This window comes from Guptibacillus hwajinpoensis (assembly GCF_020524165.1).
Lineage (GTDB): Bacteria > Bacillota > Bacilli > Bacillales > Guptibacillaceae > Guptibacillus > Guptibacillus hwajinpoensis_D.
This window is the reverse complement of sequence record NZ_JAIVKU010000003.1, coordinates 30,276-47,500: the sequence shown is the minus strand read 5'-3', so window position 1 is coordinate 47,500 and position 17,225 is coordinate 30,276. Positions and strand designations below refer to the sequence as shown.

At 39.5% G+C, this 17,225-nt stretch carries 11 protein-coding genes; all 11 read right to left on the bottom strand.

Annotation, left to right across the window (positions count from 1 at the left end; translation table 11 throughout):
• Positions 1-20: 20 nt before the first annotated feature.
• Positions 21-2,138 (bottom strand): glycosyltransferase, encoded by a 2,118-nt coding sequence (locus LC090_RS03495; protein WP_226655336.1) that lies wholly within the window; start codon positions 2,136-2,138, stop codon positions 21-23.
• 23 nt (positions 2,139-2,161) lie between these two features.
• Positions 2,162-3,532 (bottom strand): nucleotide sugar dehydrogenase, encoded by a 1,371-nt coding sequence (locus tag LC090_RS03490; RefSeq protein WP_226655335.1) that lies wholly within the window; start codon positions 3,530-3,532, stop codon positions 2,162-2,164.
• A gap of 12 nt (positions 3,533-3,544) precedes the next feature.
• A complete protein-coding gene (locus LC090_RS03485; protein ID WP_226655334.1) occupies positions 3,545-4,828 on the bottom strand; it encodes a nucleotide sugar dehydrogenase in 1,284 nt (427 codons plus the stop codon).
• Positions 4,829-4,888: 60 nt separating this feature from the next.
• Entirely contained in the window at positions 4,889-6,097 is a 1,209-nt protein-coding gene (locus LC090_RS03480; protein ID WP_226655333.1) for a glycosyltransferase, read from the bottom strand.
• Entirely contained in the window at positions 6,094-6,819 is a 726-nt protein-coding gene (locus LC090_RS03475) for an ABC transporter ATP-binding protein (RefSeq protein ID WP_226655332.1), read from the bottom strand. Before LC090_RS03475 ends, LC090_RS03480 begins: the two co-directional genes overlap by 4 nt.
• Positions 6,820-7,599, bottom strand: coding sequence for an ABC transporter permease (locus tag LC090_RS03470; protein WP_226655331.1), 780 nt, complete (start codon positions 7,597-7,599; stop codon positions 6,820-6,822).
• Positions 7,600-7,924: 325 nt separating this feature from the next.
• The gene (locus tag LC090_RS03465) at positions 7,925-8,533 is read right to left on the bottom strand and encodes a hypothetical protein (protein WP_226655329.1); all 609 of its coding nucleotides are present in this window, start codon (positions 8,531-8,533) and stop codon (positions 7,925-7,927) included.
• A gap of 30 nt (positions 8,534-8,563) precedes the next feature.
• Positions 8,564-10,645 (bottom strand): cell wall-binding repeat-containing protein, encoded by a 2,082-nt coding sequence (locus LC090_RS03460; RefSeq protein ID WP_226655327.1) that lies wholly within the window; start codon positions 10,643-10,645, stop codon positions 8,564-8,566.
• A 165-nt stretch (positions 10,646-10,810) separates the two neighbouring features.
• On the bottom strand, positions 10,811-11,953 hold the full coding sequence (gene wecB / locus LC090_RS03455) for a non-hydrolyzing UDP-N-acetylglucosamine 2-epimerase (protein WP_226655325.1): 1,143 nt from the start codon (positions 11,951-11,953) through the stop codon (positions 10,811-10,813).
• 104 nt (positions 11,954-12,057) lie between these two features.
• Positions 12,058-12,849 carry an SGNH/GDSL hydrolase family protein gene (locus LC090_RS03450; RefSeq protein ID WP_226655323.1) on the bottom strand — a complete coding sequence of 264 codons (792 nt, stop codon included), beginning with the start codon at positions 12,847-12,849 and terminating at the stop codon, positions 12,058-12,060.
• A gap of 124 nt (positions 12,850-12,973) precedes the next feature.
• Positions 12,974-17,122, bottom strand: a complete 4,149-nt coding sequence (locus LC090_RS03445) for a cell wall-binding repeat-containing protein (protein ID WP_226655321.1) — start codon at positions 17,120-17,122, stop codon at positions 12,974-12,976.
• Positions 17,123-17,225: the final 103 nt, after the last annotated feature.

Genomic DNA, 17,225 nt, shown 5'->3' with positions numbered 1-17,225 from the left:
TCACTCTCCCACAATTAGTTCTACTGATTAGCTGGTACGTTTTGTACAATCATTTCTGCCATTTGCTGCGCTCCATTTTCTTTCATTAGTGAAAGAGCACTTTTACGCATGGTTTGATTGTTCTCTTCATCAAGAGCTTCTTGAATGGCTTTTTCAAAATCAGCAGCTCCAGGATCTCTTAACACGATAGCAGCCCCTGCATTTCCAGCAATCATGGCTCTTGCAACTTGATCATCTGTCTTTGTATTTTCATTCGGAATTAAAATGGATGGCACTCCGAAATACATGACTTCATGAAACGTGTTGTATCCAGTTGCTGTAACGATCAGATCAAACGCATTAAAATAGATCGAATTTGGATAGTCTCTTAAGGTAAGAACCCGTTCCATTTTAAGGTCCATCCGATTTCCAATAATGGATTCACCAATTACGACAAACACATCATCTCTTTTTAATAATTCATTCAGAAGAATGGAGATCGTGGAATGAATATCATTGATTTTACCAGCACCGAGTTGAACATACACCATCTTCATACCTTCTGGGATATTCCACTGGCGACGGACACTCTCACGATCTTTTAACTCTTCTCGATCCAGATAAAGAACTGGCTCACAGTATGTTTTTATGCCTTCTTTTCGCATACTGTTTTCCCCACCAGCTTCACCTGGTACATAAACCTCGTCGAATTCTGCTTCCTTTGATTCCACTAGCTCAGCTTTACCTTCCTTATGCTGACCTCGCTTCACCCAGATCTTTCTTAAGCCGTCTTTTTTTCGCATGGAAGCAACTAGACCTGCATACGGAAAAGCTCCATCGAATACGATCGTTTCAGGTTGATGAATGCCAATCACCGTTTCAAGGTGATCACGTAACATGGCGTTCCATTGCTTTGCGCTCATTTCTTTAGGGAAAAGCATTTTGGAAGGTAGGTGGTATCCGAGAAAACCTTCCTGCAAAATTAAATGCATTGCTGAACTCGTTGTATGGAAAATAATTTTCTTGGACGGGTCAATTCGTTTCACTCGTCTCGCAATCGCAAGCAATCTGGTTAAATGGCCAAGCCCAGCTCCGTTTGTTGGAACAAAGAGGATCGCATTTCCATCATCGATTGGTTCAATTTCAAATGAACCAGATCCATTTTTGATCCGTCCAATTTTCCCACTTTTGGCATCTCGATAAATGCGCAACAATCGTTTTGGTAATCGAATGGCTCGTCCAAATGATTTCGTAGATCCCATTACTGCATCACCAATTAAATATCTAGTCGAGGCATTTGAATCCATATGGTTAACGATGTGTTGAGCACGTTGGTACTTTCTTGATACTTGAGAAAGTTGTTTCTCTTTCTTTTTCGAATCATTCTTAAATTGCTTCACCTGTTCCTGAAGCTTTCTAATTTGAAACTGTTGTTGAATCATTTGCTCCAAGTTTTGATTGGCTACCGCTTTTGCGATCGCATCTTCTTCGGCTTCAAAATCAGGCTTAGTCTGGACGGTATTTACCTTTTGAAGAGCTTTTTCAAGCTTTAATATTGCAGCTAACAGGCCACTGGTAACTTCTTGATTGATTCGCTCTTCAGGAAGTACGGTACGTGGTTCACCAATGAAGAAGAGAAAACCTTCTTCAATCCCCATTGAAGTTGCCACAAAATACTGGTTCAAACTTAGAATAACTTCAGAGATATCTTCTGTAATTTCTTCATTTAATGGAAATTTCACTGCTACCAAGCCGTTTAATTCTTGTGCCATAAGATGGTGAAGGGTTGCGAGAAAACTTTCCTCGAAAAATCTTCTTGTAAAGCTTCCTTCAAGCAAAACCATATCTGAATGGTACATCTTAAGCTCTTCTGCATGATAATAATTTACTTTTTGAAGGTTTATATTCTCTTGAAGCTCCTGAGGTAAGGAGCGATACAGGTTTCTTTTCTTTTGTAAATCCTCATCAAAACGAACAAGCTCTTTCACACGCTGATCTACTCTTGCAAGTTCTAATGAAGCTTGTGTTTCCCCATCACCAGAAAGAATTAGAAGGGAATTTGCTTTTTTTCCGTTTTCGAGCAGTTTGTCATTTAAGCAACCCTCATTAATAAATACCTCAATATTTTCTGTAATAAATGGGCTAACATCAAATTTCATGTAGAATTCTCCTTTTACTTCGATTACTTAGGGTTCACACTTGAGTTTTCTTCAACATTCGTAGGTAAATCAAAGTTTTGCTGACCACCGAGTAGCGTCACTTTACCTTTCGAATCTTTGTAGTTCTTTGTTACATTCCGAGTGTCATAAATTAGCTTCGCGCGATCAATGACATAATCATAATCGACGGTTGTATGATCAGTTGCAATCACTACAAGATCAGCGTCATCAAGATTCTGGTCATTTAGCTCAACGGAATAAACAACTTCTTCTCCATTCTTAAAGCTAGAAACAAATGGATCATGATAATACACATGTGCTCCCTTATCTTCAAGAAGGCGATAAATTTCAAGTGCTGGAGATTCACGAAGATCATCAATGTTTTTCTTATAAGCCATACCTAAAATAAAGATTTTGGATCCTTTAATGGACTTCTCATTATCATTTAAAATATCTGCAGCCTGGTTAAGCGCATAGCGTGGCATGTTTCCATTCACGTCACTTGCAAGCTCAATAAAACGGTTATAGAAGTTAAACATTTTTGCTTTCCACGAAAGATACGCTGGATCAAGTGGAATACAGTGACCGCCAATTCCTGGACCAGGATAGAACGGCATATAGCCAAATGGCTTCGTAGCAGCCGCATCAATCACTTCCCATGCATTAATTCCCATTCGATCACACATCATCGTTAATTCGTTCACAAGACCGATGTTCACACTTCGGAACGTGTTCTCAAGAAGCTTGACCATTTCAGCTACGCTTGTTGAGCTAACTGGAACGATGTTCTCTAAGAAAGAACTATAAAGAGATACGCCTAGTTCAAGACATGGCTTCGTTGCCCCACCAAGCACTTTCGGTGTGTTTTTTGTGTTAAATTGCTGGTTACCAGGATCAACACGCTCTGGTGAGAAACAAAGGAAGAAATCTTCACCTGCACGGAAGGAAGTATTTTCTTCAATAACAGCCTTAATCAACTCGTCCGTTGTACCTGGATAAGTTGTGCTTTCAAGAACAACTAGCGTGCCTTCTGTCATAAACTCCACTAATTTTTCAACCACAGCATTGATGTAAGAAACGTCTGGCTCTTTTGTTTTAGCGAGAGGTGTTGGGACACAAATACTAACAGCATCTAACTTAGAAATAACTGAAAAGTCATCTCCAGGGAAGAAATTCTTTCCGATAATGGCCTCTACCTGTTCATCGGAAATATCCATCACATAACTCTTCCCGTTATTTAGAATGTCCATTTTTTCTTTAGATACATCGATTCCATATACTTCAAAACCCTTTTGTGCCATTTCCACTGCAAGGGGAAGTCCTACATAGCCTAGTCCAATAACTCCTACACGTGCATTACCTGTTTCAAACTTTGTTAACAATGCTTCCTTCATCTCATTCATCCTTTATAAATGTAATAAATTCGTGTTGATTGGGGATTCCCCTACTTTTTCATATCGGAAGCCAGCACTCTCTGCCTGCTTCTTATTAATTATATTCTTCGTATCGTAAAGCAAGGTATGGCGCATCAAAGGGGCTAGTGATTTAAGGTCTAACGCCTTGTAATCGTTATGATCAGTTAAAATAACGAGACAATCTGACTGTTGGACAGTTTCTTCTATCGTTTCAAATTGGTGTTTAACCCGCTTATCCACAACGTATGGATCATGAACAGCACATTCAATCTCCATATCTTCAAGCTCTTGCAAAATTGTAAGTGATGGGCTTTCACGTGCATCACCAATATTTCCTTTATAGGCAAGTCCTAATAATGAAACTTTCGGATTTGGTATTCCTTCTAATCGTTCTTTAATCTGTTGAGCAATCCTTTTCGGGACATCATCGTTAATCGATCGAGCTGTTTGGATTAGCTTAGCATCGTCTGGACTTGCTTCCACTAGAAACCACGGATCAACCGCGATGCAGTGACCGCCTACTCCAGGGCCTGGCGAATGGACATTAACTCTTGGATGGCAGTTCGCCAATTCGACTGCTTTCCAAATGTCACAGCCAACATGCTCGGCAATACGAGCCAATTCGTTCGCTAGCGCAATGTTCACATCCCGATACGTATTCTCCATTAATTTTACCATTTCTGCCGTTGTGGCATCAGTCTGGTGAATCATTCCTTTTACAAAGATTTTGTAAATTCCCTCTGTTCTGATACTAGAGTCCGCATTTACTCCGCCAACAATTCGATTATTATGGACGAGTTCATCGAGCAATTTCCCAGGTAAAACACGCTCAGGAGAATAGGCGACATATAAGTCTTTTCCGACTTTTAGACCTGATGACTCTAGAATAGGTGAAAGCACCTTTAACGTTGTGCCAGGAGGACTTGTTGATTCAAGAATGACAAGATTTTCTCCCTTTAAAAAAGGCTGGATCATTTCAGCAGCTGATCGAACATAATTTAAGTTCGCCGTTTTGTCAGGATTGACCGGTGTTGGCACAGCGATAATAAAACCGTCTGCCTCAACCGGTTCTGTTCCAAATGTTAAATGGCCAGATTCTATCGCTTCAACGAGCATGTCACCTAGCCCAGGTTCTTCAATGTGAAGCGTCTTATTTTTTAATGTCTCAATTACGTGCTCATTAACATCCACACCATGCACTTGAACGCCGTGCCTCGCAAACATAACGGCAGTGGGTAACCCGATGTATCCAAGGCCCATTACGACAAGTTTCATAATTACAACTCCTCACTCACAGTAACTTCAGAAATGAAGGTAGTTACATTTCCTTGTTGATTAAGAAAATAATTCATTGTACAAGTGAATTAGCTTTTTTGATTCATTTGGCCAATTTAATACTTTGCTTGCTTCGTCACATTTTTGAACATAATAATTTCTTCTCTGCTGAATCGTTTCAATTCCTTTGACGATCGCTTGTTCATTTTCATCAACTGCAATCCCAAAGTCATACTCTTCTAATAGATAGGATTTCCCTGGATGATTAGAAGATACCACTGGAAGCCCCATCAACATATATTCGAAAATTTTGTTCGGCGTTGAATAATAATTATTTTCACTCACATTCTCATACATAACGAGACCAATATCAGCTTCCTTCGTTAAGGATAGGATTTCCGAAGGAGGTACCTTCGGGTGGAAATGCACCCTAGAAGTAAGCATTTCAACTTCTACTAATTGCGTAAGAGCTTTTTTGATATCACCATCTCCGAGTAAAACGAGATGGTATTGATCAGGCAAATGATTCATCGCTTTAACACAGAGTTCAATGCCCCGGTTCTTTGAGAATCCTCCTTGATATAAAAGGATAATTTTATCAGTTGGAATTCCATAAAGATGATGAAAATAGTGAGCATTTTTCCGCTCTTGTTCAAGACCAAGAAGCGGGATATTCTGCAAATAAATTGAAGGAGGTAATTTCCCATACCTTTTACTAAATTTATCGATCAGATAGGGATTCACCGTAATAAATCGATCAACTTGGCTCATTAATTTCGCCTCTAATGCATAACCGAAACGACGATCAACTGCATTTCGGCCAGTCATTTCATTAAAAAGTTCATGTGAGTCATAAATCAACTTACTCTGAAAATGTTCTGCTAAGCGTTTACCAGTATCAAGCGTGTTTAGATCATGACAGTGAATGGCATGAATGGTTTCAGAGGCCATCGTTTCCTTGACTTTTTTATAAAATTCGTAGCTGGCATATTGATCCTTTGCCAGTTTAATAAGTGGGTTTCTAACCATTTTTGCTACAATAGATGGCTTTTGTGACGATCCAGTACCCATTCCTTTTTTCGCTTGCTTTGTAGAAATATCTAGCTTATAAATTGTAATCAAGTTATGCAAAAAGGGGGGCTCCGTATCAAATTCATTTAAGCTGCAAATGGTCACCTGATAGCCACTCTCGGCGAGGGCAATGGCTTCACGCTGAACCCTCGCATCATAATCAATGTCTTTAAAAAGAACCATTAGGATGTGCTTCATTTCTTTTTCGCCTTCATAAACTCATCATACTGTTCAACAATTTCTTTCGTATCGCCTACTGCTTTTTGTTCGCCTCGATGAATCCAAACAACGCGATCGCAAATTTGTTTCACAAGCCCCGAAGAATGCGTGACGAGAATAACCGTTCGATCCTGCTGGATTTTCTCGAGAATAGCGTCTTTACATTTCTTTTGAAACGCAGAGTCCCCAACTCCAAGAACCTCATCAATCAATAAAATTTCTGGATCAAGCATAATGGCAGTCGAAAAGGCTAGCCTTGCTCTCATTCCAGAAGAATAAGTTCTGACAGGCTTATAAATAAAATCATCAAGCTCAGAAAATTCGATAATGGCCTCAAGGTTTTCATCAATTTTCTTCTTGCGATTGCCTAGCAACAGGGCATTCAAATAAATATTTTCAATCCCTGACAATTCTGGTTGGAAACCTGCCCCAAGGGAGAGTAACATCGGTCGCTTTCCTTCCACCTGGTAAGATCCCTGATCTGGTTCAATCAAGCCACTCATTAGCTTTAAAAGCGTACTCTTTCCAGAACCATTCCTTCCGATGATGCCAAGCACTTCCCCTTTTTTTACAGTAAAATCAAGGCCTTTCAATGCCCAGAACTGCTTTTTATCCTTACTAAGCAATTGTTTCAGTGGATTATCAGAGTGCTCAGGATACGAGACCCAAATATCTTTTAATTCAATGATGTCCTTTTTCAATTAAATCACCTTGGCATATTGTTTGTCGTATTTGTTCAAAATGCGTAGTCCAATGAACAAGAGGACTAATGAGAGACCTAATATAATGAAGAGGTTGTCCCATAGTGGCTGTCCTTGATAAAGAAAAATGTTACGGTATGAGACGAGAAAGTCAGTAAAAGGATTGAGATATAGAAGATCTCGAATATTCGCAGGAACCGACTCCATTCGGAAAAGTACTGGTGATAAATAGAGCAATGTCCGTGAAATGTATTGCATCATATTTTTAATATCTTTTAAGTACACACCAATATGAGCCATGATTATCATGATTGGGAGTAATAAAAGAAGGTTAAATACGATTAATATAAAGAAATTTAACGCATTTATGGTTAAGTCAACGCCACTAAAATAGAGGAATAAAACCATAATGACTGAACTTACAAGAAACTTAAATGTATTTACACCAAGCCGTACCAGAATAAAAGTAAGCTTTGGCACATAAACCTGTTGAAGAATTCGGGCTTTTGATGAAATCGCTGTAGTGGCATCGACCATGCATGCGGTTGCCCATTTCAATGGGATCAAGCCCGTAAAGAGGTAAACAGCGTAATCATCTCCACCGCGATTTAAAACAATCCCAACTAGAAAATAATAAATCGCCATATACAGGATCGGATCGACAATCCACCATAATGTTCCAAGGTACGTTCTAGCAGTATTTGATTTCAATTCCGATACGGTTAGGTGGTAAAGCAAATCTTTGTTGTTTCGCCAATCGTTAAGTAATTTTTTAAACATTCGCTTGTTAACTCCTAATCTAACTGCATTTATATTTCCAAACGTCATATTATATTTTATATAATTCCGCTTCTGCCGTCTACTAGTATCAGAAGCCTGTCATCTTAAGTACTACCCCTTGATAAATCGCCTTTCCTCTACATTTTTTCGCTAATCTCCCCCTTTATTCAACCGTAATTTACAAAATCTTAACGTTTCTCATGTATTTAGAAACGATTAACTTATTCTTTCATAATTCAACCTGAATTGCCATCTTTTGTCGAACAACTTTTTCGAGCTTTCTAAAACGAAAAAAAGCAACCAGATTGGCTGCTTTTTTTGTTTTTTATTGAATTTCAGCTAATTCCGCTACTTCTTTTTCTGAGTTATCTTGTGTTTCATATACTTGCTTAATCATTCCTACTCCTTTTGCATAGAAGAGCGTTATCATCATTTGGTCTTGCTTCCTTGTCACCTTAATCACGTCATGAAAACTTCCATAAGGAACTTCTACCGTATCGACAATCGACATTTCTAGCCCTTCATTTTTCTCGGTAGGATCCAACAGAGACTCCACTTCCTCGACTGATTCATATCCCTCAAGCATACTTTCTTTACTACTTAATTGACTTTCTTCTACTACAGCAGCTCGGTCTTCTGTCCATTTAACAATCTGAGTCGTTTGCATCTCTCCAAGCGTAATAATCCTTTGGATATAGTTTGCATTTTGATCAACAATATACTCTGTGAACAACTGCTTTCCTTGAGATGTAAATGACTTTGTGACACCAGTTTCGGGTCGGTAATGAATGAAGTCCAGCTCATTCATTGCACTTACTTCGTTCGTACCTGCTTTGGCTTCACCAGCTTCACCTGAACGATCCTCTGTTGCAGCTGTGCCACACCCAGACGCTATCAATAGCATTAAAAGGAAAATTATCGTGTTTTTTTTCATACCTGCCTCCAAGCTGAAGTTAATGTGTGCCTAATATAATCGGTTAGCTACCTGGCTTTTCGGTTTCTCCTGAACTTTTCCACCAATTGAGAACAAAGAGGTTACGCGGTTTTCCATCCCATAATCAAAAAGAACATCTTGTACGGAGGAATTCAATTCATCATGTACGAGAATTAACGGTGCACCAGTTTGAACTGCTAATGAAGAAGAAACGAGAGCATCAGGAAAATCCTGACCAATGGAAAGAAGCACAGTATCTGAGACCATTTCGTCGCTATATTCATTTAAAATAGCAGCAAGCGTTTCATATCGTGTCTCCCCAGCCAAACGATTCACACTCGATCCATTTAAATTTTTCAGCTGCTCTTCTAGATTTGAAGAAATAACGGCTTCTCCACCAAGTATCGCTGTATCTTTTCCTTTTACATATGAAAGAGCTTCCGCTGATAATTTTTTCTTATCGGTAAGAAGTATCGCCCAATCTGATGCTGAAGCGATTGGCGAGCTTGCCAGCGCATCTGCATAGCTTAAGCCATTCGCTACAAACACGCCCTCAACATGATCAAGTCGTTCGTTAATCATCAAGTTTGTTTCATAGCGATTTGCTCCACCAATCCTTTCCGCTGTTACCCCTAATCCCTTGACTTGCTTTTCAACCGTTGCAGAAATGGCATTCTTTCCACCAATTAATAAGACTTTCTCAGCTCCTAATCGCTTGATTTCTTGCTCAGCATAAGGATCGAGCGAAGAGTCTCTAGTTAAAAGAATGGGTGCATTTCCTAATTGCGCAGCAAGAGGACCTACAGATAGAGCATCTGCATAACCTAATCCATTTGTAAGTACGACTGTTTTTTCATTCTTATTATCTTTAAAACCTTCTGGATAAATTTCTTTTGAAATCTTAATGGCTGTTTCAAATCGATCGCTTCCAGCAAGAGCCTTCACGTTAAGAGTCTTTGTCACTTGTTCTCCAGAAATATTTGTCCAAAGAGTATCAGCAGATGAGCGATTGACAACTTTTACATCCTTCATGGTTTTAGCCGCTGAAATAGCCTGACTCTTCTCAAAATAGCTCCCTTGACTGGAGCCATCTATGCTCCGAATTTGATAAGGACGAGTTAAATAATTTGACCATTCAATAGTGCCTTTCTTTTTATCAATGACTTTTGTGTTTTTTCGATCTTTAGCATAATTGATCGCATCCGAAAGCTCTGTAAAAGAAACAGCTTTACTATTTCCTTTAATATAAACATCATAGTTTACTTTAGTAGAGTCATAGATCGTTTCCTGCTTATCTTTATCAAATACCGTCACGTTCTTAAGCGTTTTTGCGAAAGTGATCGCATCATCTCGTGAAGTGAATTGCTTAATTTCGTTTCCGTTACTGTCCTTCACTTCAAACACTTTAAAGAAGTTTATAGCAGCCTGTGCAAGCGCTTCTGCTGCATCACTTTGAAAACGGCTTGTTTTAATCAAATTTTCTTCTGAAGGATTCGACATATAGCCAAGTTCTACGAGTACAGACGGCATTTGTGCATTTCGAATGACAAAGAAAGCCTGGTCATTTTGAATTCCTTTATCGAGCAAACCGGTCTTATTCAAAACCTGTGGATGAACGATGCTAGCAAGTCTGCGGCTTTCTGATTCAAAATTAACCTGAATTGGATCTGGTGGATACTCCTCATCCCACGCCGCGGCTTTACTATAATAATAGGTTTCATATCCTTTAACGAGCGTACTAAACGGATACGCATTATGGTGAATGGAAATAAAAAGCGAGTTGTCATTATTTCCTTTTACGTATCCGTTTGCAATCTTCATTCTTTCAATAAGATCTTCTTTCGAATCATTTGCAAAATCTCGATCCGTTTGTCGTGTCATGAAAACTTTAATATCCGTATCTTTTAACTTTTCTTTTAGCTTCAAACCAATTTCAAGCGTTCCAACCTTTTCATAGAAGCCTGTTTCTGCGCCCGAATAACCTGATGTTCCAGTAAAGCTCCCGCCATGCCCTGGATCAATCACTATGTATTTTTCAGCTGAAGCAAAAGATGGACTGTGTAACAACATAACGATCAAAAGAAAAAAACTAACACATAATCTTTTTTTCATATCCCACTCTCCTATTTTGGCAATCTATTACATAATAATATAGGAAGGAGAGAACTTCTATGTTTATTCACCAATCCGTTTAAGATAAGAAAATATGACTATGTTTCCATTACGGGTAATAGAAAAAACCTTTCTATATTTAATAGAAAGGTTTTCATTGGATGTTTATTCAAGAAATGCTTCTGGTTTTCTGTCAGATATTCCAAAATAATATAAGATTGCTTCAGCAATTCGCTTTGATGCTTCTCCATCTCCGTATGGATTTGATGCTTTCGACATTTTGTTATATTCTTGCTCATTTTCAAGAAGAGTTGCTGCAGTGGAATAGATGATTTCTTCATCCGTTCCCACAAGTTTAAGCGTTCCTGCTGATACGCCTTCTGGTCTTTCTGTATTTTCTCTTAAAACGAGTACAGGAGTACCTAGAGATGGTGCCTCTTCTTGAACACCTCCTGAATCCGTTAAGATTAATGTTGCTCTAGAAGCGAAATTATGAAAGTCAATAACATCTAGTGGCTCAATTAAATGAACACGTGAATGGTTCCCAAGTACTTCATCCGCCAACTGTCTGATGGATGGATTTAAATGGACTGGAAATACAACGTGAACATCCTTATGTTCATTCACCATTCGAATAACCGCCTGAAAAATATGTTTCATTGGTTCTCCGTGATTTTCACGCCTGTGAGACGTGAGCAATATCATTCGGTTGCCCTTCATTTTCATTAGTAAGGGATGATCGTAGTCTTCTCGCACAGTATTTTTCAATGCATCAATCGCTGTATTACCAGTTATATAAATGCTTTCTGCTTTTTTACCTTCATTTAATAAATTTTGTAATGCTCGATTCGTTGGCGCAAAGTGCAGATCAGCAAGATTCCCAGTTAACATTCGGTTCATTTCTTCCGGGTACGGAGACCATTTATCATGTGATCTCAAACCAGCTTCAACATGACCAACTGAAATCTGATTATAAAATGCTGCAAGACTTGCAGAAAATGTCGTTGTCGTATCTCCATGAACAAGCACAAGATCGGGCTTTTCTTCTTTCATAATTTGATCAAGACCATTAAGCACTCTCGTTGTAATATCAGCAAGTGACTGTTTGCTTTTCATAATATTTAAATCGTAATCTGGTTCGATCTCAAAAATCGACAATACTTGATCAAGCATTTCTCGATGCTGAGCTGTGACAGCAACAAGCGGCGTAATGTGTTGGGGATATTTTTTTAGTTCATTCACAAGTGGCGCCATTTTTATTGCTTCAGGTCTTGTACCAAATACACTCATTACTTTAACAGGTGCCATGCTGACTCTCCTTTTAGTCGAATGGTGACTCACGTTCCTATCCATCTTATAAAAACACTAAGCAAAAAGCAAAAAGCCTCCCTACAAAATAGGAAGGCTCGCACTTAGTTACCGCTTAAATAATCAACGATGTAATCGCCCCATACTTCAAAACCTTGTTCATTCGGTCTGGAATCGACTAAATAATTGTCTATTTCTTCACTATCCACTGCAGGCCACTCTTTCCAGTGGTCCAAGTATACGATGTCATTTGCTTCTGCATATTTTTCAAGAGCACTGATTTGAAGAGCGTAATAGCCTGGATCAGCAATCGGATTAGAAGGCATGAGCATGATGCTGACACCTGGGATCGCCTCTTTTAATTCCGACATAAAAGTAGATAGATGTTGGTGCCCTTCATCAATAACAACAACACCATTATCATTTAACGTAAACGCTTCTAACAGAACGATATCTGGTTTTTCTTCAATGACATTCTCGTATAATTTTTCCTCAACGATCGACTCCGATGTGGCCTCTTCGAATGTAAATTGTTTCACTGTAAAAGCCCCATCCCAATAGGAATCTTCCAATCCCTTTTCAACACTTTGCTTGAGTCCTTCTTTACTTTTACCAATTGATTCGGAACCGACAATGGCAACGGAAATCGGTTCGTTAGAAGACATCATTTTTTCCTGAAGGTGCTCTGGAAAGTTGGTGACAAGTTTTTGGAGTTCGTTGTTACTAACGGGTATTTCTTTAGGTCCTTCACTTTGTTTTGATGTAGCTGATGCAGAATCCACTTCTGCACTTACAGTCGCACCTGTTTGTTCAATCTTATCATCCCAATGAAACTTCCCGGCAATGACTACTGCCAGGCATCCAATAAGAGCGATTAAAAAAATTGCTTTTTTCATACCTTCCCCCCTGAAAATCTGTTGAATAATGGTATCTATTAATATTATTGTAATAAAGGGAAAATGATTGCAAGTAAAAATTAAAAAGCCGCTCACTTTTTCGAGAGCGGCTTTTATTGCTAGATTACTTGTTTAACCATTTGTTCAATTGAGCTTTTACATCTTTGTTTACAGCATTATCTCCACCTAGAACTTTCGCGCCAGAGACATCCGTTGTTGTAAAGTACTTAACAAGATATGATTCAATCTCTTTAGGGATTTCATCACTCTTCACAAGGAACATGCTACCCTGATCCTTCACAACAAGTGGTGCAGCTGCTAAGGCATCCGGGAAGTTCATTCCGTTAGCGACGAACAGTTGATCCGTATTGGAGCCAAGTTCTTTATGAATTTCAACGAGTGTACCAAAGCGGTTTGCTCCAGCAAGACGTTTTGTAGAAAGCGATAGTTCATCAGTCATATCGACTACTTCATTAGAAATGACCGCATCTCCACCAAGAACATACACTTGCTTACCAGTCATAAGCTTTTTCGCATCTTCCGTAAGAGTTTTGCCATCAGTTAATACAATTGGCATATCATTTGCACCAGCAATAGAGGCAGCACTTAATGCATCGGCAAAGTTTTTACCAGTTGCAAGGAAAACAGCTTCACTAGTTGAGCCTTTTTCAGCAAGCTTGTTAATAATTTGAACGTTCGTATCATAACGAGTGTCTCCGCTCAGGCGCTCGATATCAGCTGTACTGACGCCAATGTTTGCAAGCTGCGTATTGACTTTCTTCGAGATGGCGTTTTCTCCACCAAGAATCATGACATTTTTCGCTTTAAGACGAGAGATTTCATTTAAAACATCATCTGAAAGCATACCATCTTTATTAGCAAGTAGGATTGGTGCATCATAAGCACTTGCTAACGGCCCTGCAGATAGCGCATCAGGGAAATTAAATCCAGTTGCGATAAACACGGTATCAGCAGTGGTTCCTTCTGGATACATTTGTTTTGATACTTCAATAGCTGTTTCAAATCGGTTATCTCCAGCTACCACTTCTACCATATCGCCATCTGTTTCAACTGGAACGATTGAAAGAACTTCTCCAGTTTCTTTATCTTTCAGGAAGACACCTGCTGTATACTTACCACCATCTTCTGGTGTTGTGATCTTCACGTCTGTAGTTGCTTTCTTACCTACTCCCAAATCAAAGCTAGACTTTCCAGTGACTTCAATCTTCCCAGCACCTTCTTCGCCAGCCTCAAGTACTTTCGCTTCTGTAACTGAGAAATCAAAATCTGTTGTTTCTCCAACCGTAGAATAACCATCTACCCGAATGGTATATTCACCATCTGGGAGGTTTTTCAGAGTAAATGATTCTTCAGAGTCACCATCCGCATCAATGGCAATATAATCTCCAATTATTTTGCCATCTTTCGAACGATAGAGGTAAAGATCAAGATCGTCACCAGGATCACTCGTATTGCCAATGGCTACATCAAGAGAAATATTATTTTTAAGTGTAATTGTTTTATCATAAGCACCGCCATCTGCTACCGTTTCACGAGATTTAGCAGTTTCTGGTTTACTAAATGCTCCACCAACTACTTCTACCGAACGTTTCGTAGATAGATAGTTTTCAAAGGTCACAGTTTTAGAGACTTCACTACCAGGCATGATACTACCAAGTTCAATTCTACCTGGACTAGCTACGACATCCTGAACGAATGCTTCTAACTTAAATTTGTTCATATCAAGACCGTCTTTTGGAGCTGCAGTACCATAGACCGCTACTTCCCAAACACCAGACTTAGGACTTTTAGCAACATAATCTTCCACGCCAAGACCATCATAACCTGCATAACCTTGGAATGCGTTAACTTGATCCCCATCAGGATTCATAACAAGCATCCTGACGCGTCCCTGGAATTCATCGTTTTCTTTAAGAGCTTCTAACGCAAAACGAACTTCTTGCGCGCCTTCTTCTACATTAAAGAAATAGCTCTTTGTTTTCGAAGACTGAACTTCATCTTCATGCGTTAAACGGAAACGATCTTCAGATGTAAATTCTTCTCCAAGAACAATCGTTTGGAAGGAGCGAGCTTCTGCATAAGCTGTATCTGGATCATCAATTAATAGAGTACCTGCATTTACGCCGATATCCATCTTGCTCTTATCATACTTAACAGTCATTTCCTTAAATTCACCCGGTGCAAGTTTAATACTCTTCACCGAAGGAGTGAACCAATCAGCATTTGAAGAAATGTTAAGGTTCTTCGTTTCATCTGTTGGGTTTTCTACCATGACTGTTACTTCTTCGGGAACTTCTTTGTTACGAACATATAGACCAGGTCCACCGGAGACTTTCTCACCGTGGTAAACTGTTACATTCACTTCTTTTACTTCATTGATATAATGCTTGCGAATGTATTCATAGGCAGCCGGTACGTCAATGAGACCAGCACCTTCTTGAACACGATTATACCCATCCACATGGACAGCTGTTTGAATAAGTGCTTCACGAGCAAGCTCATAATCAAAAGGAATACGATCCTTAAGCGCAGCTTGCTTTAGTGTTGCTACTGCACCAGCGACATATGGAGATGACATACTTGTTCCTTGCAACACTTCATAATTCCCTAGGTGTTCTGGGAAAGATGCATAAGCAGATCCTGGGGCCACGAAGTCTGGTTTTTGTTGTCCATCTTCAGTTGGACCGTTTGCGGAGAAGTACCATAACCCTTCACCTTGAACTGGAGAGCCATCTGCATTTTTACCATATGGATAATAACCATATTCGGTTGCCCACATTTTACTGTTAATGTACGCGCCAATCGACAGAGCTTTCATCCCATCACCAGGTGCTCCGACAGAATCAACTCCAGGGCCATCATTCCCAGCTGAAGTAACATAAATGGTATCGAATAGCTCACCCATATCCTCAATAATTTTTGCGTATGCGCCAGAACCGTCATTTAAGTCTGGAGAAGAACCGAGACTCATATTAACGACATCTGTACCAAACCCGCCAAATTCTTCAGGTACAGCCGCAAGGTACATTGCATTCGCAATACTGTAGCCATATGTTCTACCAGCTGAATCAAATACTTTTAGACCGTATAGATCTGCCCCAGGTGCCACTCCTTCAGCTGCTACAGCGCCAGTTTCATTTTCACTTTCAGGTCCATTGGCAGCTGTAATTCCAGATACGTGTGTACCATGGCCATCGCCGTCAAAGAAAACTGTCGCGACTGGGAATGGATACAGAGTTGTATTCGGGAATTGGTGCCCTTGATATGTAGGACTAGGGCTTGCAATTCTAAAGTTAGCACCAGCCACTTCGTCCTCCTGGTTAAGATCCATGTTATCAACATCGCCTTCACCATATGCTTTTTCATCGGTGAAATCTTTGTCCTGATCCATATCGATATAGACTTGATCATCTACAAGAAGAACATCAAATTGAGCGTCACCTTTACCATCACCATTTAAATCACGATACAGTTTTTTTCCTTCTCCATCTACATCATAAGATGCTGGAAGCAACGAACCGAAATAATATGTATCGTCTTCAGCATCAATACCTTCAGTTTTATATGTTCCTTCTTCTACCGTAATCGAGTCGCCTTCTGGTGCCTCCTGTTGGAACCAAACGTCTCCTTCTCCAACTGTATCAACGACGCCTTTAATTTTAGAAGAAACTACTTCGCCTTCTTCATTATATTGAGTAAAGGCTTCATGACCAGGATCGACACCTGTGTCGATAATCCCTACTTTGATTCCAGTTCCATCGTATTTATCGTGAAACTCATCAACACCAGTTGCCGAATGAGTTTCTTCGGTTGCAGGTTTAACCACATCTTCAGGGTTTTTGACTTTTGGTTTAAGATCAGTGTCTTCACTTGGTCCTTCATCAAGAACGATTTCATTATTCGCTCCTAACATGCCAACAGAATCGAGGCGATAGACTTGAAGAACTTTACTAGTTGGGACTTCAGCAAGATACAAGTAGTTGTTTGTATTTTTCTTTACTTTCACGCCAAGTTTCTCAAGTTCTTTTGTAATGTCAGGTCCACCGTGTTCGTTTGCAACAATAATCAATTCTTGTTTTGCTTGTTCACTAGCAGCAAGAGAGGCAATTTCCTGTGTAACTGGAAGCTTAAATTTCTTCGTTTCTGTCAAAGCAGCCTCAGCTTTTTCTGGATTATACGTCATCCCCGCGAATGAAGAAGCAACAAGAGAAGCGCCTGCTACAATTGTCAGGACTTTTTTCCTAAACGTCATTTAATAAAATCCCCCTTAATAATTTGTGAAATACCTGCAATCGATCCCCCTCTAATTCGAAATAATTAGAATAATTCACTATTTTCAGTTTAATTATAAAGAG

Coding starts and splice junctions, on each gene's coding strand:
- LC090_RS03495 (WP_226655336.1), bottom strand. CDS start 2,138: ATGAAATTTGATGTTAGCCCATTTATTACAGAAAATATTGAGGTATTT.
- LC090_RS03490 (WP_226655335.1), bottom strand. CDS start 3,532: ATGAAGGAAGCATTGTTAACAAAGTTTGAAACAGGTAATGCACGTGTA.
- LC090_RS03485 (WP_226655334.1), bottom strand. CDS start 4,828: ATGAAACTTGTCGTAATGGGCCTTGGATACATCGGGTTACCCACTGCC.
- LC090_RS03480 (WP_226655333.1), bottom strand. CDS start 6,097: ATGAAGCACATCCTAATGGTTCTTTTTAAAGACATTGATTATGATGCG.
- LC090_RS03470 (WP_226655331.1), bottom strand. CDS start 7,599: ATGTTTAAAAAATTACTTAACGATTGGCGAAACAACAAAGATTTGCTT.
- LC090_RS03465 (WP_226655329.1), bottom strand. CDS start 8,533: ATGAAAAAAAACACGATAATTTTCCTTTTAATGCTATTGATAGCGTCT.
- LC090_RS03460 (WP_226655327.1), bottom strand. CDS start 10,645: ATGAAAAAAAGATTATGTGTTAGTTTTTTTCTTTTGATCGTTATGTTG.
- wecB (WP_226655325.1), bottom strand. CDS start 11,953: ATGGCACCTGTTAAAGTAATGAGTGTATTTGGTACAAGACCTGAAGCA.
- LC090_RS03450 (WP_226655323.1), bottom strand. CDS start 12,849: ATGAAAAAAGCAATTTTTTTAATCGCTCTTATTGGATGCCTGGCAGTA.
- LC090_RS03445 (WP_226655321.1), bottom strand. CDS start 17,122: ATGACGTTTAGGAAAAAAGTCCTGACAATTGTAGCAGGCGCTTCTCTT.